Below are 23,257 nucleotides of genomic sequence, written 5' to 3' on the forward strand. Positions count from 1 at the left end.
AACACCCTCCTTAATTTGTTATCAAACCTTCTCGTATTAAGTATTCCCTTGCAACTTCTTCTGGCGATTCATCTTCATAATCCACTTGATAATTCATTTCACGCATTTCATCATCCGTTATTTTTCCAGCGAGCTGATTTAAAATATCTCGTAGTTCCGGGTATTCCTCTAATGTATCCTCACGCAATAGAGGAGCACCTTGATATGGTGGAAATAGATTCTCTGGATCGGATAATGTTACTAAATCCAATTCTACCATATAACTATCCGTGGCATAAGCATCAATAATGTCAACCTCACCGTTTGATAGCGCAGATTCTCTTATTCCTGGTTCCATTGTTTTTACGTCTGCGATTTGAAGATTATATAAGTCTTGCATTCCCACGTATCCATCATAACGATCGTTAAATTCTAATGTAAACCCAGCAGTAATCTCATTCTCAATTTGTTTTAAATCACCAATTTCTTCAAGATCGTATCTTTCCGCCAATTCTTTTGTCGTTGCTACGGTGTACGTATTATTATATTCCATTGGCATAAGCAATTCCATGCCAAATTCCTCTTTCATCCCTTGTTTTGCCTGTTCATAAACTTCCATAGCATCATTGCTTGCTGCTTGGTCTTCTAAGTGTGTTACGATAGCAGTTCCAGTAAATTCTGGGAAAATATCAATACTCCCCTCTTGCAGTGCACTAAAAACAAAGGCAGTTTTCCCGAGATTTGGCTCCAATCCAACTTCAAGGTCTGTGTCTTCTTCAATTAGCAATTTGTACATATTCATAAGTATAGCCGGTTCAGATCCCAATTTTCCACCAATAACAAGATCATCCTGTTTAGTTCCATTAAAAATAAGTGGCGTGACGACGATTAGAACTACAAGTACAAGCATAGCTATAAAAGATTTTAAACCTGCTTTTTTTGAAAAACGTTCAAAAATGCGCAATATCATATCCAATATAATTGCAAGCAATGCTGCAGGTATCGCTCCAAGTAATATTAGATGAATATCTGCACCACGATCTAATCCTAGTAAAATAATTTCACCTAATCCTCCAGCACCAATTAAAGCAGCAATTGTTGTTGTACCCACGATTAAGACCATAGACGTTCGGATCCCAGCCATAATTACTGGCATGGCAATTGGTAATTCAATTTTAGTTAAACGTCGGAAGGAATTCATTCCCATTCCAGTAGCAGCTTCTTTTAGCGCAGGATTTACTTCTTTAATACCGGTATATGTATTTCTTAGAATTGGTAATAAAGCATAAAGAATTAATGCAATAATTGCAGGTGTAGTACCTATCCCAAAGAACGGAATAAGAAATGCCAGTACAGCAAGACTCGGTATTGTCTGCAAAACAGCTGAAATGCCAATTACGGGCTCTGCTGCTTTAGGATACCTAGTCAAAAGCAATCCTAGTGGAACTGCAATAACAATTGCAATAATTAATGAGATCAAGGAGATCTGCAGATGTTCCATAGTCGTTTGCCAAAGCATATCTTGTCGTTGCTTGAAAACAGCAATAAAATTATCCAATATGTGTCACCCCATTTTCTGTATCTGTTTTACTTTTTAGGAATGAAACAATTTGTGGATAAGTTAAAATGCCAACAACTTGTTGTCTATTCAAAACAGGGAACAGTGTCTGATCACTTTCCTGAAGTAACTCAACAGCTTGATACAATGGCATATCGTGTTGAATCGTCTTTCCATGAAACACACTGCCATTTCTAACCATATCTACATAATGACTATTTTCATCGATTACGATATAGGTTCCCTGACGTGGAAAAGTCTGTGACTCGTAAATGGATTTCGTTATAATTGCATCCATCTGTTGATCTGCAATCCCCCCAACTTCTGTTTGCCATGGGGATTTTTTATTTCCGAGAAAATCTTTAACAAAATTATTAGCTGGGTTTAAAACTAATTGTTCCGCTTTGTCTACCTGAACCATTTTACCGTCCTTCATTAAACAAATACGATCACCTAACTTCAATGCTTCATCCATGTCATGGGTTACAAATACAATTGTCTTCTTAATTTCCTTCTGTAATTTCTGAATATCGTTTTGTAGTTGTTCTCTACTGATCGGATCCAGAGCACTAAATGGTTCGTCCATTAATATAATATCTGGATCAGCAGCGAGTGCACGAATGACACCAATCCGTTGCTGCTGTCCTCCAGAAAGTTCTTCCGGCATACGATTCCCGAATGTCGATGGATCTAAACCAACCATATCAAGAAGATCATGGCTTCGACTTACAATTTCTTGCTTTTTCCATTTTTTCATTTCAGGAACTACTGCAATATTTTCAGCAATTGACATATGGGGGAATAATGCAATTTGCTGAAGAACATAACCAATATTCCATCTTAATTCGTGTATGTTATAATCTGTAATAGCTTTACCATTTATGTATATTGATCCTGATGTGGGATCAATTAATCGATTAATCATTTTCATCGTTGTTGTCTTTCCACATCCGCTGGGTCCAATTAATGTCAGCAGTTCCCCCTCTTTAATTTCTAGCGAAAAATCTTTAATTGCTTCCGTTCCATCTGGATATACTTTATGTACATTTTTAAATTCGATCATGGCTTTGCTCCTCGTTATTCAAAGTCTACTTTTAGGGTAATACCCTCTTTTTCTTTTTTATAAACATTTTAATTCTTAAATCGTTATCGTATAATAGTTCATATTTTAGGTTCTTTATCTTTACGGTTCATGCTAAAATAAACGATAGTACATCACATCAATCAAAAAAATCATTTAATTTAATAATGAAAGTAGGAAAAAATATGGAATATATCGTATTTGCTATTATTGCTTATTTATTAGGCTCTATACCATCAGCACTGCTAGTAGGTAAAATTGGTTACAAAATGGATATTCGGGAGCATGGAAGTGGTAACCTTGGAGCTACCAATACATTTCGCGTCCTCGGAATAAAAGCAGGAATTATTGTAACATTAGCAGATATTTTAAAAGGAACAGCAGCAACACTAGTCCCATTATTATTTGATGTGGAGATTTATCGACTTGCAATTGGAGTTTTCGCAGTTATTGGACATATGTACCCTTTATTTGCACGATTTAAAGGTGGGAAAGCTGTTGCGACTTCTGGTGGCATTATTTTAGGTATATATCCATTGTTATTTTTAATCATGATTGTCACTTTTATCTCATCCTTATATCTTTCTAAATATGTATCATTATCATCCATGGTTACTGGAGTGATTAGTGTTTTTGTATCAATCTTCTTTAAAGACATCGGATTGATTATTGTCGTTGCCTTACTAACAGCTTTTGTTTTCTACAGGCATTTGGAAAATATCAAACGTATTCGCAATGGAACGGAACCTAAAATAAAATGGATGTAATACAATAATCACCATTCCAATCCAATAAATTGAATAATAAATATCCATTCAGTATACTTATCATTACTTGAGAATTTGAAAGGGGACTTATATATTGCAACACACCAAAATATTCCCGCTAAAGCAATTACCGACGAAAGAACAACGTCATAAATTATTTGGTTCTGTCCAACCAGCAGAAAGAACAAAACCTGTTGAAAAGAGTAAAATGGCGGACCTGCAAAATACAAAGAAAGACTTTCTTTTTGATCTGAATGTAGTCGGGATTTCCAATGTAAAATACCCAATTACAATCGAAAGTAACATGAACCCTGGCTTTCAAACAAGCATAGGTACATTCAAATTTTCGTCCAGTTTAGCTAATACGAGTAAAGGGACGAATATGAGCCGGTTTATGGAACAATTAAATCATTACCATGAACAAGGGTTCAACCTTACAATAGCTAATTTAAAATTATTTGCAAAAGAATTGGCTGAACGCCTTGAGCAAAAGGATGCAACCATCGAAGTGGACTTCCCTTGGTTTTATGAACGAAAAGGTCCAAGTTCCAATCTTGCAGGGTTAAATCATGCAAATGCTTCAATTCGCGTAACCTACAAGCAAGCGAAAGGAACATCTGTGAATGTAGCTTTATCTGCTTTGATTACAACACTATGCCCTTGCTCAAAAGAGATTAGTGAGTATAGCGCGCATAATCAGCGTGGCGAAGTAGCAATGGATATCACCCTTTCTGATGACTTTGATGAAAACAAAACAGATTGGAAGGAAACACTCTTACAAGCAGCGGAAAGTAATGCAAGTGCTAGAATTCATCCTGTACTTAAACGACCAGATGAGAAAATGGTAACAGAGCAAGCATATGAAAACCCTCGATTCGTCGAAGATATAGTTCGTTTAGTTGCAGCCGATTTATACGAGTTGCCTTTTGTCACAAAATTCAATGTCTCTTGTAGAAATGAGGAATCGATTCATCTACATGATGCAATTGCATCCATTACCTTTGATAAGCAAAACGCTGAAATCGAGTAGCAGCGATGAAATATTTATTTATCGGGCTTATAAAATTTTACCGAGCTGCAATCAGTCCTTTTACCCCTTCAACATGTAGGTTCTATCCTACGTGTTCTGAATACGGACTTGAAGCATTTAAGCGTTTTGGCGCAATAAAAGGATCATATTTAACGATAAAAAGAATTAGCAAATGTCACCCATTTCATCCTGGTGGAGTTGACTATGTACCAGAGAAAAAGGAATAGTAAGCTTGGCATCCACCAAACTAGTTACCTATGCAGATAAAAAAGTTTTTTGTACTTTGTTATCTGCCAAGAAAAACAAATAGTATTTACTAACAAAGGGAGTTGTCTTTATTGAACCTAACAGTCAGCACGGAAGCCGCAAAATGGTATAAAGAAGAATTGGATATTGAAGACACAGCTCAATTACGTTTTTTCGTTCGATATGGAGGGGTCGGCGGTAAGATTCCTGGATTTTCCCTTGGAGTCAAACTAGATAAACCCAAAGCAATTTATGCATCCACAGAAGTGGAGAATATTACGCTTTATATCGAAGAGGCTGATGCGTGGTATTTTGAGAACAGCGATTTGGCAGTGCGTTTAGATAAAAAACGGAATGAACCGATTATAGAGTATGTATAATTATAAAGACGATGATCATGATATTGTAGCTCTGATCATCGTCTTTTTATTCACTAAAAATATGCTGGTTTCTTTAAATGCTTACAATTTAAAACGTTCTATTTGTTCCCATTGATTTTCTTTTTCCAGTATTTCAAGCTGGCGCTCACCAAACAAATCAAAATGTGGGTATGTCTCATCCTGATGAACCCATTCTTCTCGAAGTCCATAGGCTCTGCCCCAGGCTGCCAATTTTCCCAAGTCACTGCATCCCACTTTTGTTACCGTATTGCAGCCAGGAAAACGTTCATCTATCCAATAATGTGTCAGAAAAGCTACTTCCCCATTTGCCACATTATCCTTCCAAGCAAGTAATTCACTTCTTTTAATTCCAAATGCCATTATTGTTCACCCTTAATTTGCTCTGAATACGCAAGATGCCATTCTGGAAAAGCCCTTCTTAACGACATCGGCCGAAATGTATCCTTCTTCACAACCGCATGCTTTGTAAATCCACTTACAGCAATATCACCGGCAGAATCCAGAATGTAATAACCATATACCGTTCGCAGCCCATCATAATCCTCCAACCATGTTTCCACATAGGCATCCTCACCATAACGAATGGGCTTCTTAAACGTAATTTGCGCATCGAGTACTGGAGCTACAGCATTATCTTTTTCCATCGCAGCATAACTAAGTCCAAGTGCTTCAATATATTTGGTTCTCCCTATTTCAAACCACACTAAATAATTCGCATGGTAGACAACTCCCATTTGGTCTGTCTCTTGATACCTTACTTCCAACGGTGTTCGTACTTTCTTCATTCCATTTCACTTCCCCTTAATTTTCTCACTTGCTTAATCGTATCATAAAAATGAGAAAAAGTGATTTGTAAAGCGTGCTCAAAAAGGAGAATAAAAGAACCGTGGTCGGATAAGTTTGCAATGTCCTTTTGCGATGCCGACACTAGCACGTCCTATGCGTCGAAGTTCGAAGCGGCATAGTTTTGACTACCAGTGTTACACAGGATGTGTATATTTTTCCCGGAATTTTTGGTCAACCTCTTATAGTGATTTAAAAGCGAAACAGCCTCAAACACAAATAGTTTGAGACTGTTTCATTCCGTTATTGATTGGATTCATCCTTTATCTCTTCACGGAAACCTTCTATTGCTTCTTCTCTTCGCTGATTCTTTGCAATGATTTGTTCTTTTTCTTCACCAGAACTGAACTGCATTGTTTCATGTGCTGCTTCTAAATTTTCAATCGTATTTTGCACCATATTTTGGATTTTTTCTGCATTGTCACTGCGATCATCAGGTTTAGCTTGTTGATTATGCTTGTCTGTCATGCTGATTCTCCTTTCTCAATTACACAGGCTTATTCTTTCAATAAAATATAATACTATACAAAAAAATGCTACTTCCTTTCACGATAGGAAGTAGCATCTTTTCAGTTTTCATTTACTTTCTTTACAGTCTGATGCATCCTCATGTCCAAATTATTTTCAATTTGCTCCATAAGTTTTCTGTCTTCTAAAATCTGTCTTCGATTTTCTGCAACAAGTTCATCAAAACGTAGCTTCTTTTTAAGAGAAATGGTAATCCACCCCTTTTATATACGTACTACTAAGAAGTATTACCATTTCTACAAAATTTTATAATTAATTGAATTAATTTAAAGCATTAACCATCTCTGTCATATAGTCATACTCCAAAGGTCCAGCTACCCGTGGCTGTTGTACAATTCCATCAGTTCCAATAAAATAAGTTGTAGGAACAACAATAACACCATACTCTTTTGCAATATCTCCATCACGATCTAATGGTATTGGGTAGGTAAAACCATACTCATCAATAAAATTTCGAACGGCTTGCTCACTTGTATCTTTATCTGTTAGATTAACAGCAACCACAACGACTTCATCTTGATTCTCTTCATAGTATTGCTGCATTCCAGGCATTTCTTCTCGACATGGTGGACACCATGTCGCCCAAAAATTCAATATCACTTTTTTCCCTTGCAAGTCCGATAACTTGAATTGCTCTCCATCTAATGTATCCAGTTCAAAGTCCGGTGCAAGCTTACCTTGTTCAATCCCTACACTTTCAGCAGGAGCAATCGCCCCTCCCTTAACATTTGTATCACCAGTAACATCATATAGATACGTATCTGAATCCTCAGTTTCGTTCGTTTTGTTTTCATTTCTATGATCAATAAAATTACCAATAACGATACCAATTAATACTAACAGCATCGTTAATCCAAAAATTTTCTTAAACAAGTTGATCCTCCTCTATCAGGCCAATAGTTAAACAAGACACTCTCTTCAATCGTATGTATATATTGATGTTTTGTAAAGGTAATTGGATTATTGTTCTTAAAAAATTCATGAATGAAAAACATTTGAAAGAAAATGCGGAGTAACTTCCCAGCTGTTTTCTTCAAGTATGTGCAATAATCGCCGTCCGGGCATCTTAGGGACGGCTTCAGTCTCTATGGAAGAAACCAACTTCCTACGGGTTTCAGACACGTGCTGTTCCCGCAGGACAAGGAATGCTTCGTCAGCTTTTACATCGCACGAATAAAATTGCTTTGTATTTTTGAGGAGTCACCGCCAAACGCTCACTCAAACTGGTTTAAGCAATAATTTTGCTTCGGTAAATTATGTTAGAATTAGCTGATGAGCCAATTCTAGCGGAGGAAACACACGTAGACTTCTGCGGGGTACGTGGCCAGAGTGAGACGCTAAAGAACGTCGGGTCATCCGAAAAAAGCGTAGTGTGTTTCCGGAGCGGGGATTCGTACAATCTCTCAATGCGCATTAGTTCGAAGTTTATATCATATTTGCAATAAAAAATTGCTCTGCCATAGTTAGCAGAGCAATTTTTTGATAGTAATGATTTTGTATAAGTTATGCTTTTACTTTATCACGTAATACCATTTGTAAAATACCGCCATGACGATAGTAGTCAATTTCAACATCACTATCGAAACGTGCGATAGCATTAAATTCTGTTAGTTTACCAGTTTCATCTGTTGCAGTAACTTTCACTAGGTCATGCGGGCGAACACTTTCATCAACTACTACGTTGAATGTTTCTTTACCAGTTAAGCCAAGTTTCGCTGCACTTTCTCCTTTTTCAAACTGTAATGGAAGCACACCCATCATTACAAGGTTTGAGCGGTGAATACGTTCAAAGCTCTCGGCGATAACTGTCTTAATTCCTAGCAAGTTCGTACCTTTAGCTGCCCAGTCACGAGAAGATCCCATACCATAATCCTTACCACCCATAACAACAAGTCCTGTACCATCTTGCTGATACTTCATTGCAGCATCATAGATTGGCATTACTTCGCCTGTTGGCCAGTAAGTTGTATAACCGCCTTCTGTACCTGGAGCTAGTAAGTTACGAATACGGATATTCGCAAATGTACCGCGCATCATAATTTCATGGTTTCCACGACGGGAACCATAGGAGTTAAAGTTTCTTGGTGATACACCTTTCTCTTGTAAGAACTTACCTGCAGGCATGTCTTTAGCAATTGCTCCAGCTGGTGAAATATGGTCAGTTGTCACAGAATCACCGAACAATCCAATCGCACGTAAGCCTGTTAGCGGATCAACCGTTCCAGCATCCTTTGCTAAACCTTCAAAGAATGGTGGATTTTGAATATATGTTGATTCACTATCCCACTCAAATAACGGCTCATCTGTTGTTTGAATTTCATTCCATTTTTCATTAGAAGAAAATACGTCTTCATACTCTTTACGGAATATCTCAGGAGTAACAACGCTTTGTACTTCATCTTTTATTTCCTGCATTGTTGGCCAAATATCATTCATATAAACAGCGTTTCCGTCTTTATCTTCACCTAAAGCCTCTGTTGTTAGATCAATATCTACTGTTCCAGCTAAGGCATAAGCAACTACTAATGGCGGAGAAGCTAAATAGTTTGCTTTTACTAACGGATGAATACGCCCTTCAAAGTTACGGTTACCTGATAATACAGAAGAAGCAATGAGATCACTATCTACAATCGCTTTTTCAATTTCTTCAAGTAAAGGTCCTGAATTTCCAATACAAGTCGTACAACCATAACCAACAAGGTTAAAGCCTAATTGATCAAGATACGTTTGTAAGCCTGCATCTTCCAAATAGCGTGTAACAACTTTTGATCCTGGAGCCAATGATGTTTTTACATATTCCGGCACTTTCAGCCCTTTTTCTACAGCTTTTTTCGCTACTAGTCCAGCCCCTAGCATTACATACGGGTTGGAAGTATTCGTACAAGATGTAATTGCAGCGATTGTAAGAGCTCCAGTTTTCATTGTAGAAGTAGCACCATTTGGATGTTGTACTATAACTTCTTTATCGAATTCAGATTTATCAAGTCCAAATCCTTGGTTCCCTTCAGGAGCAGTAATTGCTTTATTGAATTCCTTTTTCATATTGGATAGAGAGATCAAATCCTGTGGACGTTTCGGCCCGGATAGATTCGGTTCTAATTCGGAAAGGTTAATCTCAATCACTTTTGTATATTCTGGATCTGCTTGATCTGAAGTATACCAAAGATTGTTTTCCTTACAATATGTTTCTACTAAACTTATTTGCTCTTCACTACGTCCTGTTAAACGAAGATAATTTAACGCTTCATCATCTACTGGGAAGAAGCCACAAGTCGCTCCGTATTCTGGTGCCATATTAGAGATGGTAGCTCGATCAGCAAGTGGCATATCTTGTAATCCCGGGCCAAAATATTCTACAAATTTCCCTACTACATTTTGCTCACGCAGAACCTGTGTTACTTTAAGCGCTAAGTCAGTAGCAGTAGTTCCATTTGGGAAGCTTCCCGTAAATTTAACACCAATTACTTCTGGTGCTGGAAAATAAGATGGCTGCCCAAGCATTCCAGCTTCTGCTTCGATACCACCAACACCCCAACCAAGAACACCTAAACCATTAATCATCGTTGTATGGGAGTCTGTTCCGACAAGTGTATCTGGATACGCATCGTATTCACCAGCATCATTTTTTACACCATGAACTACATTGGCAAGATACTCTAAGTTAACTTGGTGAACGATACCTGTTGCAGGTGGAACAGCACGATAGTTATGAAATGCCTTTTGTGCCCAGTTCAAAAATTCATAGCGTTCTGCGTTACGTTTGAATTCTAAATCCATGTTTGCTTGTAGCGCATTTACTGTTCCATATTCATCAACCTGTACAGAGTGGTCAATAACTAAATCAACCGGAACCTCAGGATTGATTTTATCTGGTTCCCCACCAAGGTCAACCATTGCTTTTCGAAGGGAAGCAAGATCAACAACTGCAGGAACACCTGTAAAATCTTGTAAAATAACTCGGGATGGTTTAAAAGGAACATCTACACCTTCTCCATCCTTCGTTCCCCAGTTTGCAAGGGCTTCAACATGTTCATCTTTGATTTGATGTCCATCATGCTGACGCAATAAAGATTCTAGTAGTACACGGATGGAAAACGGCAAACGCCCCACTTTACCGATCCCAGATTCCTCCAAGCTTTTTAGGCGATAATAGTTATACTTCTTACCTTTCGATTCAAATTGCTTTTTAGCATTAAATACATTTTGATTCGCCATTTTGTTACCCCTTTCATTCACTACTTTTGTTCCCACCTTTAATTAGACAAAGGTATGACAAAATTCTTTCGTTTCAAAAAACGCATCAAATTATTATTAAAATAGGCCTTACATACTTATAATATAGGAATCTACCAGATAAAACAAATAATTGTTCTAATTAAGGCTATATCAATAATTTATGTAAACCGATAACTAAACCTTATACGATGCACCTGAAGTTTTCATTGCAAGTTATCAATTAAAATTCATTCCTCATTTGAATCCGTGAATACAAGCTGGAACGTACTGCCTTTCGTCGGATTTTGTTTTATTTCCAAATTTGCATGGTGAGCTTCAAGAATTTGCTTTGTGATTAGCAATCCCAACCCTGTACCGCTTTGCTTCGTCGTAAAAAACGGCTCTCCAAGCTTATGAAGAATATCAGTTGAAATACCACGGCCCTCATCTTGGACGGAAATAATAATCTTACCATTTCCCTGTTGCGTTGAAAGTATAATCTTCCCTGGCTCTTCCATTGCCTCTATTGCATTCTTCACTAAGTTAATTAGAACCTGTTTAATTTGGGAGCGATCACAGATAATTTCCGCATCTACTGGTCGTTCAATTAAGATTTCAACATTGTTTAACGATGCTTGCGGTCTTAATAATGTGACAATGTCTTCTAGCATGTTTATAACAGGTTCAAGTTTCTTATTATCTGTTAAGGGCTTCGATATGTATAAAAGTTCTGAAGTAATCGTTTCGATTTTTTCAATTTCATCAATCATGATTGTGAAATATTCCTCTTTACGATCAACCCCTGCCTGCAACAACTGTAGAAAGCCTTTTAGAGAAGTTAATGGATTTCGAATTTCATGAGCTATCCCTGCAGCTAACTGACCCGCAACTGTCATTTTTTCGGAGCGAACCATCATTTCTTCCGTTTCTTTTTTATGCGTAATATCCTTTAAGTAAACGAGGTAATGCATAGGTTTCGTACCGCCATCTGTCCATTCTTCAACAATACAATCTAATAAAACATGGTTTCTATCGTTATTAAGAACGTTCAGAACGAAATTCTTCCTACTATTTTTCTGAGTTTTTATTTGTTCTCGAATATAAAACACATCGTTATCAGTAAATTTTTCATCCCAGTGTGTTCCCAGGAGATCTTCCATCTTGTAGCTCAGTGTGGTCTCGACTGCTTTTGTGGCATAAACAATTTTCCCGTTTCCATCGACAATTAAAAAGGCATCACTACTATTTTCTTCAATCCAATTTTGTACGGATAGGGGTAATGCAGTAACTCTATTGGTATTATTTGTTCTACTAAAAAAAGCTGATATATCCTCGCCATTATTATTATTAACTCCCATAACTGCTCCCCTTTCTAGTAAATCACATCTTATAATATAATTATGATGATAACTTATAGAGTATGACACTTGTTTATCTTTTTTACTCCCATTATAATAGAAAGAAATAGATACCACTTGAATGATTAATCAATGTAATTTTACTACAAGTATAACAAAAAATAAATTAATTATTACAATTGTAGCTAATATTCATAACTATTGCGTTTCGTACATTAAAAAGTTAGGTGAATAGCATGTCAATAATTATCGTATTATGGGGGTTCTTCTTAATTAGTTTGATGGGAATAGGTGGATTTTTCATGTTCCGTAAGTTCTTAAAACGTTTGCCAAAGGATGACGGAAAATCAATCATGGACTGGGAAGAATACTATATGGAAAAAACACGTCATATGTGGAAAGATGAAGAAAAGCAACTACTTGAAGAATTAGTATCGCCCGTTCCTGAGCTTTTTAGAGATGTGGCAAGACACAAAATTGCAAGTAAAATTGGGGAAATCTCTTTAAAAAAAGAGCAAGATTCGATTACACAATCTACTTTAATCGAAGGATATATTATTGCGACACCAAAACGCGATCATAAATTTCTAATTAAAAAATTAAATCAAAAAGAAATCGATATCACTCCATACCATCATCTTTTCGAAGCGTCTCAAGATAATTACGCAACAGACTGGAAAGAAAAATATAAGTAAATGATCTTTCCTCATCGAATAGATTCATGTCGACTAGCGATTTACGGTCTGCCCTTTCCGTTCATTGGAATGGTTCGACTTCCTGAACATTCTTACGTAGCAGAATCACTCTGGAGTATAAGATGAACTTGGCTTTTCACCATTATGGGCGAAAAGCCAAGTTCATCGGAAACATGTCCCTTCCAGGGGTTCCCGACATTAGGTTTTAACCTGTTTTTGGTAAGCCAATCTTCGCCTAGTGTCGATGCCTGGCTCGATTTCACAACAAGGATAGAAATGCGACTAAACCACATGTCTTAGACAGCCATTCGGCAAGTATTCTTTAGATTATCATGAGGCGAAGAAAGTCTTGCTACGGTTTTAGCTCTTCGTGGAAGCAGTTTCTCCGGTATCTAAGTTATCCACGGGATTCAAATTTCATAGCTTCCTAAAAAAAATGCGCTTACCCATTGGGTAGCGCACTTTTCTTAAGTTGCAAGAATTGATAGAGCATCGATACTCTCCATGTTACGATCATACCAAATGCAAGAATAAAGAACATTCCGCTTGTTTCTCCAAAAGAAATCGTATTTCCGAGAATTAATTTAATAACGATCCTTACAATTAAAAGTCCAAATAAGATAAATGGAAATGCCCGAGAAGGTACAAGAAAAATATCTTGATCCCGAACTTCGAATTTTGAAGATTTTATAAGTAGTATGGAAAAAATCATACCAACAAAGAACGCTTCCAATACTTGAATCCAAGCAATATGGAATACTGGGAAAATAAACATCAATGCACCAGTACTCATAAATAATGGCGGCAAGATAATTTTCTTTACGGAAGCTGGCTTCTTCGCTGCATTTAACCGTACAAATATCATTCCGATAGCCATACCTGCTGCTACAATTGTACTCGCAACCAACCAAAACATGTCAATCACTCTTTCATAAAAATGAATCTATTCCAGATTCATTGATTCACTTTAGTTCACAGTTTAATAACCCACCTGTAAAGAAGCCAATTCACAACGGCTATTAAACGAACTTCATTTTTTTGTTTTTCAATACTATAGTAATATATGCGACTGTAAAAATCCATTAAAATCCGGAAAAACCAAACCATCCCGCTAAAAATCCTGTCAGTTTAGTCATCCAATCAAAAAAGAGTGCAATTCCCATTAATACCATAACCCAACCACCAATAGTAACGAGTCGGCTGCTGTGCTTCTTAATCCACTTTAATTTCCCAATAAACAGGGATAGCAATATAAATGGAATAGAGAATCCTAGAATGTAACTGATCATCATAACCATACCCACTTCTGGATTCGTTGCCGCTAACGACAAAACGATGAGCAAAATCGGACCAACACATGGTGTCCAACCAAGCGAGAAAGCCATTCCAATAATAATAGATCCAAAAAATCCTGCTGGACGATTTTTAAAATGGATTTTTCTATCTTTCATAAGAAATTCAAAGTTTAATATTCCTACAAGTACAAGACCAAAAAATATAATTACAATTGCACCAATTTGTCTAATAAGATCTTGGTATAACGTAAGAAACTCTGCAATAAATGTGGTAGAAAATCCAATCATGATAAATATACTTGAAAATCCAATCAAAAAACAAAACGTATGTATAAGTGCTTTCTTATTGAGTTTTTTATTTTCATCATTTATTTCACTAACACTCATACCAGTAATATAAGATAAGAAAACTGGATAAAGCGGTAACACACATGGTGAAATAAAAGATAGAAAACCCGCTCCAAATGCGAGGAAAATATTTATTTCTGACATTACAATCCCCCTATCATTTCCATTTTCTATTCTAACAGAAAATGTTATAAAGGAAAGCAATTGATTTTGACAAATAGCGTACACTTTGATTAACACGTACGATTACAGGAAAATATCTCTACAAAATTATATCAGCAATATTATTCATACTCGTTTAAAACATTTTCTATTAGCATGACATATCACCACACATACTTAGCGGGCTATAAAATGATCAAGAACATAAAAAAACCACTCCTTCTGCTTCATTTTTCAACAGGTAAGTGGTTTTTGAGAAAAATTAACCTAATTATTTCTAAAGTGCTGTGACAATTTAACCAAATAAAGTTTTTCCTATGTAAAAGGGTTAACTAACTACTGTCAAACCCTTGATACGAGTGCTTTTACTTTTCACCTTGATTATTCATTGCACGCATCATTTGATTAATTTTCTTTTGCGACGGTTTTTGACCCATTTGCATCATTAATGTCCGAAGCATCTGCTCATTAATAGGTGGATTCTTTTTCAAATAGCTCATCATATATTTTCTTGCAATAAAAAATCCAAGAGCAACACCAGCAATTAACGCTGCTATAGCAATTAGTACGACCCAAATTGTGCTCATCTCTAGTTTCTTCCTCCTTCGTGTTGTCTCTAATACAGTATATTAAATTAACGATGAGAATACAATCGATTACGAAAAGATTGTAACAAATTTATCGAAAACCTGGTCACTCAACGTTTTTCACTTAATTCAAGTTTTTCTTTAGATACATATCAATGCTTCTAAACGAATCTGTTTAATACTATAAAATATGCGTGGGTAGATGTTATTAAGAAAAAGGATTTGAATCTCTCTCTTAATAATCTACATACAATTTCAGCTTCGTATGCTTCGTTAGTTTTTAGAAACATTTCTTTTCCTTCCTGATTATGTCTTTGTTAATACCTTTCTCATCATATTGTATATTCAGTTCTTCATCTTTAAATCCTTCGAGTAGATACATTATCTTAGCACACATGTGTTGGGAAAAATACAGATATAAAAGTAATTAACCCAATTTAATTGCAATAGATGTCGGTTGATCAACATAACTGAAGCCCTGCCTCAACTGCAGTCGCGAGTGTTCTCTACCTCGACTAAATTATAAAAATGAAACCGTTGGGTATACGTCGGTGCAATTAAAGGATATAACGAGGAAGGTTATGGAGCGCTATTTAATTGGAGATAAAGCTGTTCCTTATAAACGGAATGATAGAAGTTGGAAAATGTAAGAGATTATTCTTTAACAATCATTCTATTATTTTGCCACAATTTACTGATATAATGCTATTGAGGTGAGAATAAAATGGACTTTAAATCTATTGCTAAAAAAGGTGCTAAGGCATGGAAGGATATGGATACACAAAAGAAAGACAAACTAAAACAAGAAATAACCAAGAGGATAAAGAGTGAATCTGCTAACAAAATGATTAAAAAACTATTTAAATAAGCAACTAAGGTAAATAGGAGTACATAAACATCTACATTTCCATGCCCTCCTTTAACCTGATAGAAATAACCATATAATTACATAGATAAGGGAGACACCCTAATGGATTACCTTAAAATAGCAAAAGAGTATTATTTAAATCTGATTGAAGTAAGCATACTTATTTATCTCATTCGTGCATTTCCTAATTCAGCATCAATAGAAGAAATGACATGCAATGAAGTTGTTTATTGGCAAGTTCAGAAAGGACTTGACAAATTGATTGAGAAAGAACTAGTAAGCAAAGTAAATCAAAAATATAAGATTCAAAGAGATATTTTAATTTGATGATATGGCTTATAAAGTGTTGTCAATTAAAAGGTCCCCACACGCAGTGATATTAATTGACAATGGTGTTCCACCTAGAACCATAGCTGTTCGTTTGAGAAACACTATTGATATGATATTTATTCTCATTCTACTAAAGAGCAAGAAGATAAAGCAGTCAGTACATTCATTAATAGACTAGCTGGGGCTAATTGATTTAGGTTAGCCCCTAAACACTACAGCACAAAGCTTTTTAAAAGTATATTAAATTAACGGTGAGAATACAATATTTGCCTCATTCTAACACTGTTTTTCTGTGTGATTGGAGAAACCCAACCATAATTGGGGGCTTTTTTTCCTTGGACAAATACAAAGGGATAGCAATTGCGTAACATAGGAAATAACAGCATCGCAGCATCTTGTAATTCGTTGCACTGAAAATGCAAACGCCCATTTTCTGCATGAAGGCGAATCATAATATCATTTTTAGTTAAGTACAGCATGTGACCATCTGTTTGAATTGACATCTGGTTAAGAGCTTGACTATTTAACTGTGCTGCAATGGCCTGTAAAGAAATATGATGAGTAATATATATGTATTGGTCTCTCAAATCTTTTCTAGTTGGATTAGCCTCATATTCTTTAAGAAATCGGTGTAGTATATCACTTTTATGAAAATAAGATCTTGCGACATCCTCTTTGATCCAATAAATAGCATACTCCATCATCTCTACTCTCCTCCCCTTTTAACTCTATTATCTATTATAGAGAAGCTGTGCAGAAAAGAATGTCATATTACCATGCAAATACCAACTAATTTTGTCGAATTGGCAAAACAAAGCGGTAAAGTATATTTTTTCTGTTATTTCACCTTTTTTATGAACAAAATTTTACTATAAAGGCTTTCTTCGAACAATCCAATTTTGCATAAAAATAAAGATGGCTCCAAAATGGAACCATCTTTATTTTAAGCTTTATTTTAAAACGTCCTTAACATGCTTGATAACATTTTCAACTGTAAAGCCATACTCAGTGATTACTTTTTCTCCTTTTGCAGAAGCTCCGAATCGATCAATTCCGATGATTGCTCCCTCATTGCCAACATAACGGTCCCAGCCGAATGATGAAGCCATTTCAATACCGACACGTGCTTTCACATGTGGTGGCAATACTTCATTACGGTATGCCGCGTCTTGCTCTTGGAAACGATCCCATGAAGGCATACTTACGACGCTTACATCAATATCTTTTTCTAGTAATTCTTTCTGTGCAGCTACCGCTAATTGAACTTCAGATCCTGTTGCAAGTAACAGTGCATCAGGAGTTTCTTTCTTAGACTTACTAATTACGTAAGCACCTTTCTTAACACCTTCGTAGGCGTTTTCTTTCGTACCTTCCAGTGTTGGCAAGTCTTGTCTTGTTAACACAAGTGCAGTTGGTTGATCTTTTGATTCTACTGCTAGTCTCCATGCTGCTTGTGTTTCATTAGCATCAGCAGGACGAATCAATGATAATCCCGGAATTGCACGCAACGCAGCTAGATGCTCTACAGGTTCATGCGTTGGTCCATCTTCACCAACAGCAATTGAATCATGTGTAAATACGTACGTAACCGGCGTATTCATAATAGAAGATAAACGGACGGCTGGACGTAGATAATCACTGAAAACGAAGAATGTACCTGCATACACATTTAAACCACCGTGTAACGCCATACCATTCAACGCAGCGCCCATTGCATGTTCACGAACACCAAACCAAATATTTCTTCCCGCATAATTTTCTCGAGTGAAATCTTCATCATCATTCATTGTTGTTTTATTCGATCCTGCTAAGTCAGCACTCCCACCGAAGAAATTAGGTACTGATTTTGCAATTGCATTCAAAACTTTCCCAGAGGATGCTCTTGTTGCCAATGTATCTTCTCCTGGCTGAAATACTGGAAGTTCTTTTTCCCATCCAGCAGGAAGTTCTCCGTTTATTGCAAGCTCAAGCTCGCCGGCTGCTTCTGGATATTTCTCTTTATACGCAGTAAACAATTCATTCCATTGTGATTCTTTTTCTGCACCATCTTGTACAATTTTTTCATTAAAATCTGCATATACTTCATCCGGAACATGGAAATCATCATGTGTCCATTTATAATATTCTTTTGTTAATACTACTTCATCTGTACCTAAAGGCGCACCATGTGAAGATGCAGAAGCAGATTTATTCGGTGAGCCATAGCCGATAATCGTTTTTACCTCGATTAATGTTGGCTGTGTTGTATTGCTTTGTGCCTCTTTAATCGCACTACGAATTGCATTTAAATCGTTTCCATCTTCTACACGAATTACTTGCCATCCATACGCTTTAAAACGCTGCTCTGTATTTTCAGAGAAGGAACGGTTTAGGTCACCATCAAGTGAAATATCATTTGAATCATATAACGCAATTAATTTACCTAAACCTAAATGTCCAGCAAGCGATGCTGCTTCGTGTGAAATACCTTCCATTAAATCGCCATCACTAACAAGTGCATACGTATAATGGTCAACAACGGATAAATCTTCTTTATTAAACTTAGCAGCTAAATGTGCTTCAGCCATTGCCATACCAACAGACATTGCAATCCCTTGGCCAAGTGGTCCAGTTGTCGCTTCTACACCATCTGTATGATTCACTTCAGGATGACCAGGTGTTTTAGAGTCCCATTGACGGAAATTTTTCAAATCATCAATTGTAAGATTATAACCAGATAAATGAAGCAAGCTGTATAAAAGCATGGATCCATGTCCAGCAGAAAGTACGAACCTATCTCGGTTAAACCATTTTGAATTCTTTGGATTATGATTCATAAAGTCCGTCCAAAGCGTATATGCCATTGGCGCAGCTCCCATTGGTAAACCCGGGTGACCTGAATTTGCATGTTCGATCGCATCAATCGACAATGTACGAATCGTATTTACTGATAACTGTTCAATCTCATGTGACATAGTTTCTTGCACCTCTCGTTTCTAAATTAATGGAGTATTCTTCTTCATTCTATAATGAAACCGGTTTTGTAACAAGTAATTCCTTCTATTTTGTTTGCTGTCCAAACAAAATAGAAGCTAACAATGAAATCTTTCGTAAATTAAAACTATTGGAGATAACACAAACAAAGAACAGCTGACCACTTATATAGTAGATCTAACTGTCCTTTATGCAAGCAAGCATTATGATTAATGCATTTTATTCCTTTTTTGTAAATCTCGAACTTTTTGTGGTGTAACATCATTTCCAGCAGGGTCAATTACTGTCATTGTTTTAAATTGGTTTTTAAAAGAACTCCGTACATTATTCAAATATTCTTCTCTTAATTGCTTTTGTTCTTTTTTTTCCTTATCGGATAAACCTTCTTCTTTAGCTTTCTTCGCCAATATATTAATACGTTCTAGTTTTTCTTTTGATAGCATAGAACGGACCTCCCACTATTTAAAATAACATTAGAAAACTTGGCATTCGTCAAGATTTCAGGCGAATGTCTTACCCAAACTGCAAAGTAGTATGCATTCCTTCCTATTTGCAAAATAAAAGACAAGAATAATAATCTAATTCCTGTCTTTACATCGTACTCTACACGCTAGCGATATTCAAGTATTTCGAAATTCTTTATACCTCCGATGAACAGTTGCCTTCGAAACATTATACCCCAATCCATTTAATGTTTTTGTAATTTCATCAAAGGTAAGGTTGTTTTGACGCAGGCGGACAACTTCCTCAATCGGAAATGAAATACGATCTCTTCCTGGTGCGTGGTTAATATTGGAGAGGTTTTTACTTGGATTATAACCTTCTCGAATAGCCTTTTTCACCCCACGTTTTATTTTCATGTTGTGAATTTTCCGTTGGTATTCCTCAACAATTCCTACAATCTGCAAAACCATCGAATCTGATTCAGTTAATTCCAACTCTCCATCTTGCATCACTGTGTAGATAGGAATCTGCATTTTATTCAACTGATGAAATAGGGCAATTTTCGTATTCCCCCTACCTAGTCTTGTCTCATCCTGAATCAATAAACAATTAGCTTTGTTTGCAGAAAAATAATCGAGCATTTGAAAGATACCTTCTCGTTCAATTTGATAGCCACTCTCTTGCTCCTCAATACAATCAATAACCGTAAAATTATATTTTGCTGCAAGATTGAATAATTCTTGCTTCTGCCGAGCTAATGAAGTTTCTTGCGTTTTTTTATCTGTACTAACACGGCAGTATATCAGTGCATTCAAAACGTCGTGCCCCTTCGTAAAATATTTTACCCACTAATAATGATAGAAAAGTATAAGAACCCTAATGTTAACGCAAAAGCTACTAAATAAAAAGCATCCGTTTTTGAAATTTTTTCAAACATGATTATAGCCCCCTTTTTAAGAACGACTGTTCGATTAACAAAAGTATACTACCGAACATATGGTCTTGTCAACTTTTTTTAGAACGAATGTTTGCTTAAGTATACGTAAAATGGTAAACTATCATTAATAAATCCTATGTGAGAGGTGAAAAAGAGATGACAAAACTTTCAAAAAGACAACAAATGATTCTTGAGTTTATAAAAGATGAAGTTAGAAAAAAAGGATATCCACCGTCTGTACGTGAAATAGCAGCCGCTGTTGGTCTTGCTTCTAGTTCTACCGTTCATGGGCATCTTGAGAGAATTGAATCGAAAGGATATATTCGCCGGGATCCTACAAAACCAAGAGCAATCGAAATTATGGATCTATCAGAAGATAGTCATATACCTAAAGAAGAAGTTCGCTATGCTCCAGTGATCGGTAAGGTTACTGCAGGTATTCCAATTACTGCCGTTGAGAACATCGAGGAATTTATTCCGCTTCCTAGTACAACCGCAAGTCCTGATGATAATTTATTTATTCTGGAAATTGATGGAGAAAGTATGATAGAGGCCGGAATTCTTGATGGAGATATGGTTATTGTTAAGCAACAAAACACTGCAGATAATAGTGATATTGTTGTGGCAATGACCGATGATAATGAAGCAACAGTAAAGCGATTTTTTAAAGAAAAAGGGCATATTCGCCTACAACCAGAAAACGCGACGATGGAGCCGTTAATTTATCAAAATGTCACGATTTTAGGAAAAGTAATCGGATTGTACCGGAATATTCATTAATCTATCGGCACGGCCGGAATAATATTCCAATATATACGTATTCAATAGCCCTATCACAAAAAGTGTTGGGCTTTTTTCTATTCGTTATCCTTCAAGACGTTTTATAAACAATATAAATACCGTTCACACTTATGTATGAACGGTATTCGGAACTAATCGTTATATGAAGTTTATTAAAAGGAGTTACAATACATCACTCCGATAATTTGGTGATTATTTCGTGGGTACATGCCAAATATCAAGCATTGAACTTCACTAAATATTTAACCGCACTCACCAAATAAACACGCTTAATAATTTGTTAGATACTGCTCTCTCTCCCATGGGTGAACAGTTGTTCTGAACATATCCCATTCAATTTCCTTCGCTTCAATAAAGTGTTCAAATAAATGCTCACCTAGTGCTTCAACAAGTACTTCATCTTTCTTAAGCTCAGTTAGTGCATCCATTAACGTAGCAGGTAAATCTTTAATACCATTTGCTTCGCGTTCCGCTTTATCCATTACATAGATGTTACGATCAATCGAAACTGGCGGCTCCATTTTATTTTCCACTCCATCTAAGCCAGCAGCTAACAATACAGAAAGTGCCAGATATGGGTTTGCGGCTGGATCTACACTGCGAACCTCAATACGAGTGCTTAACCCTCTAGATGTTGGAATTCGAATTAATGGACTACGGTTTGATCCAGACCAAGCAACATAACAAGGTGCTTCGTATCCAGGAACTAATCGCTTATAGGAATTTACTGTTGGATTTGTAACAGCTGTAAAATGCGTTGCATGTTCTAATATTCCAGCAAGGAATTGAAATGCAGTTTTACTTAATTCCATATCACCACTTTTATCAAAAAAGGCATTCTCTTTACCGGAAAACAATGACATATTCACATGCATTCCAGAGCCATTTACTCCGAATAATGGTTTTGGCATAAAAGTTGCATGCAGATTATGCTTTCTTGCAATTGTTTTAACAACTAATTTAAAAGTTTGAATATCATCTGCATGCTTGATCGCATCAGAGTATTTAAAGTCAATTTCATGTTGCCCTGGAGCTACCTCATGGTGAGAAGCTTCAATCTCAAAGCCCATTTCTTCCAACTCCAAAACGATATCCCGACGGCAATTTTCCCCTAAATCTGTTGGTGCTAAGTCAAAATATCCACCATGATCATTTAATTCAAGTGTTGGCTCACCATTTTCATCCAGTTTGAACAAAAAGAATTCAGGTTCAGTCCCAATATTAAATGCAGTGAATCCTAACTCTTCCATTTTCTTTAGGTTACGCTTCAAGTTGTATCTCGGACATCCAGAAAACGGTGTTCCATCAGGATTATAAATATCACAAATAAAACGAGCTACCTTTCCTTTTTCTGAAGTCCATGGGAACACTACAAACGTATCCAAGTCTGGATGTAATTGCATATCCGATTCTTCAATACGAACAAAGCCTTCAATCGATGAACCATCAAACATCATTTTATTATCCAAAGCTTTATCTAGTTGACTTAGCGGGATTTCGACGTTTTTGATAGTTCCAAGCATATCCGTAAATTGCAAACGGATAAACTTAACGTTTTCCTCTTTAATTTGCTTCTTGATTGATTCCTTTGTAAATCTCTCTCCCATACTTGCTTCTCCTCCTAAAAATATATTATAAATATGCTGCGGGAAGCTCCTGAAAAACGTCGTTAAATATCATTGCTTCCCTCACATACTTAACACCTTTTTTATTAGATGCTTGGTATTCGTAAAGGCTATTCTTAGAAACTAATTCATCAAATTCTAAGAAAACCCAACACTTGTGCAAGCCTCTTGAGAACAACTGTACAG

The 23,257-nt window shown here is 36.3% G+C and carries 25 protein-coding genes; 8 read left to right on the forward strand and 17 right to left on the reverse strand.

The features are described 5' to 3' along the window. Positions 1 to 10 precede the first annotated feature (10 nt). Positions 11 to 1,537, reverse strand: coding sequence for an ABC transporter permease/substrate-binding protein (locus MHH64_RS14630; protein WP_340001966.1), 1,527 nt, complete (start codon positions 1,535 to 1,537; stop codon positions 11 to 13). Continuing rightward, the gene (locus tag MHH64_RS14635; RefSeq protein WP_340001967.1) at positions 1,530 to 2,600 is read right to left on the reverse strand and encodes an ABC transporter ATP-binding protein; all 1,071 of its coding nucleotides are present in this window, start codon (positions 2,598 to 2,600) and stop codon (positions 1,530 to 1,532) included. Before MHH64_RS14635 ends, MHH64_RS14630 begins: the two co-directional genes overlap by 8 nt. 203 nt (positions 2,601 to 2,803) lie before the next feature. Between MHH64_RS14635 and plsY the strand changes: the two genes are divergently transcribed. From plsY to MHH64_RS14655, 4 genes are all read left to right on the forward strand, one after another. Beyond that, positions 2,804 to 3,385 (forward strand): glycerol-3-phosphate 1-O-acyltransferase PlsY, encoded by a 582-nt coding sequence (plsY, locus tag MHH64_RS14640; protein WP_095308834.1) that lies wholly within the window; start codon positions 2,804 to 2,806, stop codon positions 3,383 to 3,385. Positions 3,386 to 3,479: 94 nt separating this feature from the next. Beyond that, on the forward strand, positions 3,480 to 4,415 hold the full coding sequence (folE2, locus tag MHH64_RS14645) for a GTP cyclohydrolase FolE2 (protein WP_340001968.1): 936 nt from the start codon (positions 3,480 to 3,482) through the stop codon (positions 4,413 to 4,415). Positions 4,416 to 4,420: 5 nt separating this feature from the next. Beyond that, a complete protein-coding gene (yidD, locus tag MHH64_RS14650) occupies positions 4,421 to 4,642 on the forward strand; it encodes a membrane protein insertion efficiency factor YidD (RefSeq protein WP_095308830.1) in 222 nt (73 codons plus the stop codon). A gap of 111 nt (positions 4,643 to 4,753) precedes the next feature. Then, positions 4,754 to 5,041, forward strand: coding sequence for a HesB/YadR/YfhF family protein (locus MHH64_RS14655; RefSeq protein WP_095308828.1), 288 nt, complete (start codon positions 4,754 to 4,756; stop codon positions 5,039 to 5,041). Positions 5,042 to 5,122: 81 nt separating this feature from the next. Here MHH64_RS14655 and MHH64_RS14660 read toward each other — a convergent pair whose 3' ends face one another. From MHH64_RS14660 to MHH64_RS14690, 7 genes are all read right to left on the reverse strand, one after another. Then, positions 5,123 to 5,422, reverse strand: coding sequence for a hypothetical protein (locus MHH64_RS14660; RefSeq protein WP_095308826.1), 300 nt, complete (start codon positions 5,420 to 5,422; stop codon positions 5,123 to 5,125). Next, positions 5,422 to 5,847: a thioesterase family protein gene (locus MHH64_RS14665; RefSeq protein ID WP_095308824.1), complete on the reverse strand. Its 426-nt coding sequence runs from the start codon at positions 5,845 to 5,847 to the stop codon at positions 5,422 to 5,424. The genes MHH64_RS14660 and MHH64_RS14665 overlap by 1 nt, the downstream gene beginning before the upstream one ends. A 301-nt stretch (positions 5,848 to 6,148) precedes the next feature. Beyond that, a complete protein-coding gene (tlp, locus tag MHH64_RS14670) occupies positions 6,149 to 6,373 on the reverse strand; it encodes a small acid-soluble spore protein Tlp (protein ID WP_095308822.1) in 225 nt (74 codons plus the stop codon). A 101-nt stretch (positions 6,374 to 6,474) separates the two neighbouring features. Then, positions 6,475 to 6,627, reverse strand: coding sequence for an FbpB family small basic protein (locus tag MHH64_RS14675; RefSeq protein WP_336623568.1), 153 nt, complete (start codon positions 6,625 to 6,627; stop codon positions 6,475 to 6,477). 67 nt (positions 6,628 to 6,694) lie between these two features. Further along, on the reverse strand, positions 6,695 to 7,306 hold the full coding sequence (locus tag MHH64_RS14680; protein WP_340001969.1) for a TlpA disulfide reductase family protein: 612 nt from the start codon (positions 7,304 to 7,306) through the stop codon (positions 6,695 to 6,697). 630 nt (positions 7,307 to 7,936) lie between these two features. Continuing rightward, positions 7,937 to 10,648: an aconitate hydratase AcnA gene (gene acnA / locus MHH64_RS14685; protein ID WP_340001970.1), complete on the reverse strand. Its 2,712-nt coding sequence runs from the start codon at positions 10,646 to 10,648 to the stop codon at positions 7,937 to 7,939. 248 nt (positions 10,649 to 10,896) lie between these two features. Next, positions 10,897 to 12,006, reverse strand: a complete 1,110-nt coding sequence (locus tag MHH64_RS14690) for an ATP-binding protein (protein WP_340001971.1) — start codon at positions 12,004 to 12,006, stop codon at positions 10,897 to 10,899. 236 nt (positions 12,007 to 12,242) lie between these two features. Between MHH64_RS14690 and MHH64_RS14695 the strand changes: the two genes are divergently transcribed. Next, positions 12,243 to 12,701 (forward strand): DUF2621 family protein, encoded by a 459-nt coding sequence (locus tag MHH64_RS14695; protein ID WP_095308814.1) that lies wholly within the window; start codon positions 12,243 to 12,245, stop codon positions 12,699 to 12,701. Positions 12,702 to 13,143: 442 nt separating this feature from the next. Here MHH64_RS14695 and MHH64_RS14700 read toward each other — a convergent pair whose 3' ends face one another. From MHH64_RS14700 to MHH64_RS14710, 3 genes are all read right to left on the reverse strand, one after another. Next, positions 13,144 to 13,617, reverse strand: a complete 474-nt coding sequence (locus tag MHH64_RS14700) for a cytochrome c biogenesis protein CcdC (protein WP_340001972.1) — start codon at positions 13,615 to 13,617, stop codon at positions 13,144 to 13,146. A gap of 166 nt (positions 13,618 to 13,783) precedes the next feature. Further along, positions 13,784 to 14,488, reverse strand: a complete 705-nt coding sequence (locus MHH64_RS14705) for a cytochrome c biogenesis protein CcdA (protein WP_095308810.1) — start codon at positions 14,486 to 14,488, stop codon at positions 13,784 to 13,786. 383 nt (positions 14,489 to 14,871) lie between these two features. Then, a complete protein-coding gene (locus MHH64_RS14710; protein ID WP_095308808.1) occupies positions 14,872 to 15,093 on the reverse strand; it encodes a YneF family protein in 222 nt (73 codons plus the stop codon). A gap of 724 nt (positions 15,094 to 15,817) precedes the next feature. On the opposite strand from MHH64_RS14710, the gene MHH64_RS14715 reads away from it, so the two are divergent. Together MHH64_RS14715 and MHH64_RS14720 are read left to right on the forward strand one after the other, a co-directional pair. Beyond that, the gene (locus MHH64_RS14715) at positions 15,818 to 15,961 is read left to right on the forward strand and encodes a hypothetical protein (RefSeq protein WP_158586315.1); all 144 of its coding nucleotides are present in this window, start codon (positions 15,818 to 15,820) and stop codon (positions 15,959 to 15,961) included. Between the two features lie 102 nt (positions 15,962 to 16,063). Further along, a complete protein-coding gene (locus MHH64_RS14720) occupies positions 16,064 to 16,288 on the forward strand; it encodes a hypothetical protein (protein ID WP_095308806.1) in 225 nt (74 codons plus the stop codon). A gap of 248 nt (positions 16,289 to 16,536) precedes the next feature. Here the strand turns inward: MHH64_RS14720 and sirA are convergent, their stop codons facing one another. The 4 genes from sirA to MHH64_RS14740 form a co-directional block, all read right to left on the reverse strand. Beyond that, on the reverse strand, positions 16,537 to 16,995 hold the full coding sequence (sirA, locus tag MHH64_RS14725; RefSeq protein ID WP_118890415.1) for a sporulation inhibitor of replication protein SirA: 459 nt from the start codon (positions 16,993 to 16,995) through the stop codon (positions 16,537 to 16,539). Positions 16,996 to 17,241: 246 nt separating this feature from the next. Beyond that, positions 17,242 to 19,245 carry a transketolase gene (gene tkt / locus MHH64_RS14730; RefSeq protein WP_118890414.1) on the reverse strand — a complete coding sequence of 668 codons (2,004 nt, stop codon included), beginning with the start codon at positions 19,243 to 19,245 and terminating at the stop codon, positions 17,242 to 17,244. 228 nt (positions 19,246 to 19,473) lie between these two features. After that, the gene (locus MHH64_RS14735; protein WP_095308800.1) at positions 19,474 to 19,707 is read right to left on the reverse strand and encodes a DUF896 domain-containing protein; all 234 of its coding nucleotides are present in this window, start codon (positions 19,705 to 19,707) and stop codon (positions 19,474 to 19,476) included. A gap of 177 nt (positions 19,708 to 19,884) precedes the next feature. Next, the gene (locus MHH64_RS14740) at positions 19,885 to 20,523 is read right to left on the reverse strand and encodes a recombinase family protein (RefSeq protein ID WP_095308797.1); all 639 of its coding nucleotides are present in this window, start codon (positions 20,521 to 20,523) and stop codon (positions 19,885 to 19,887) included. Between the two features lie 278 nt (positions 20,524 to 20,801). On the opposite strand from MHH64_RS14740, the gene lexA reads away from it, so the two are divergent. Beyond that, the gene (gene lexA, locus MHH64_RS14745) at positions 20,802 to 21,425 is read left to right on the forward strand and encodes a transcriptional repressor LexA (RefSeq protein WP_095308795.1); all 624 of its coding nucleotides are present in this window, start codon (positions 20,802 to 20,804) and stop codon (positions 21,423 to 21,425) included. 290 nt (positions 21,426 to 21,715) lie between these two features. On the opposite strand, the gene glnA is transcribed toward lexA, so the two are convergent. Further along, positions 21,716 to 23,053: a type I glutamate--ammonia ligase gene (glnA, locus tag MHH64_RS14750; RefSeq protein ID WP_118888897.1), complete on the reverse strand. Its 1,338-nt coding sequence runs from the start codon at positions 23,051 to 23,053 to the stop codon at positions 21,716 to 21,718. Between the last annotated feature and the right edge of the window lie 204 nt (positions 23,054 to 23,257).

Source organism: Oceanobacillus sp. FSL K6-0127 (assembly GCF_037983385.1).
Classification (GTDB): Bacteria; Bacillota; Bacilli; order Bacillales; family Amphibacillaceae; genus Oceanobacillus; species Oceanobacillus profundus.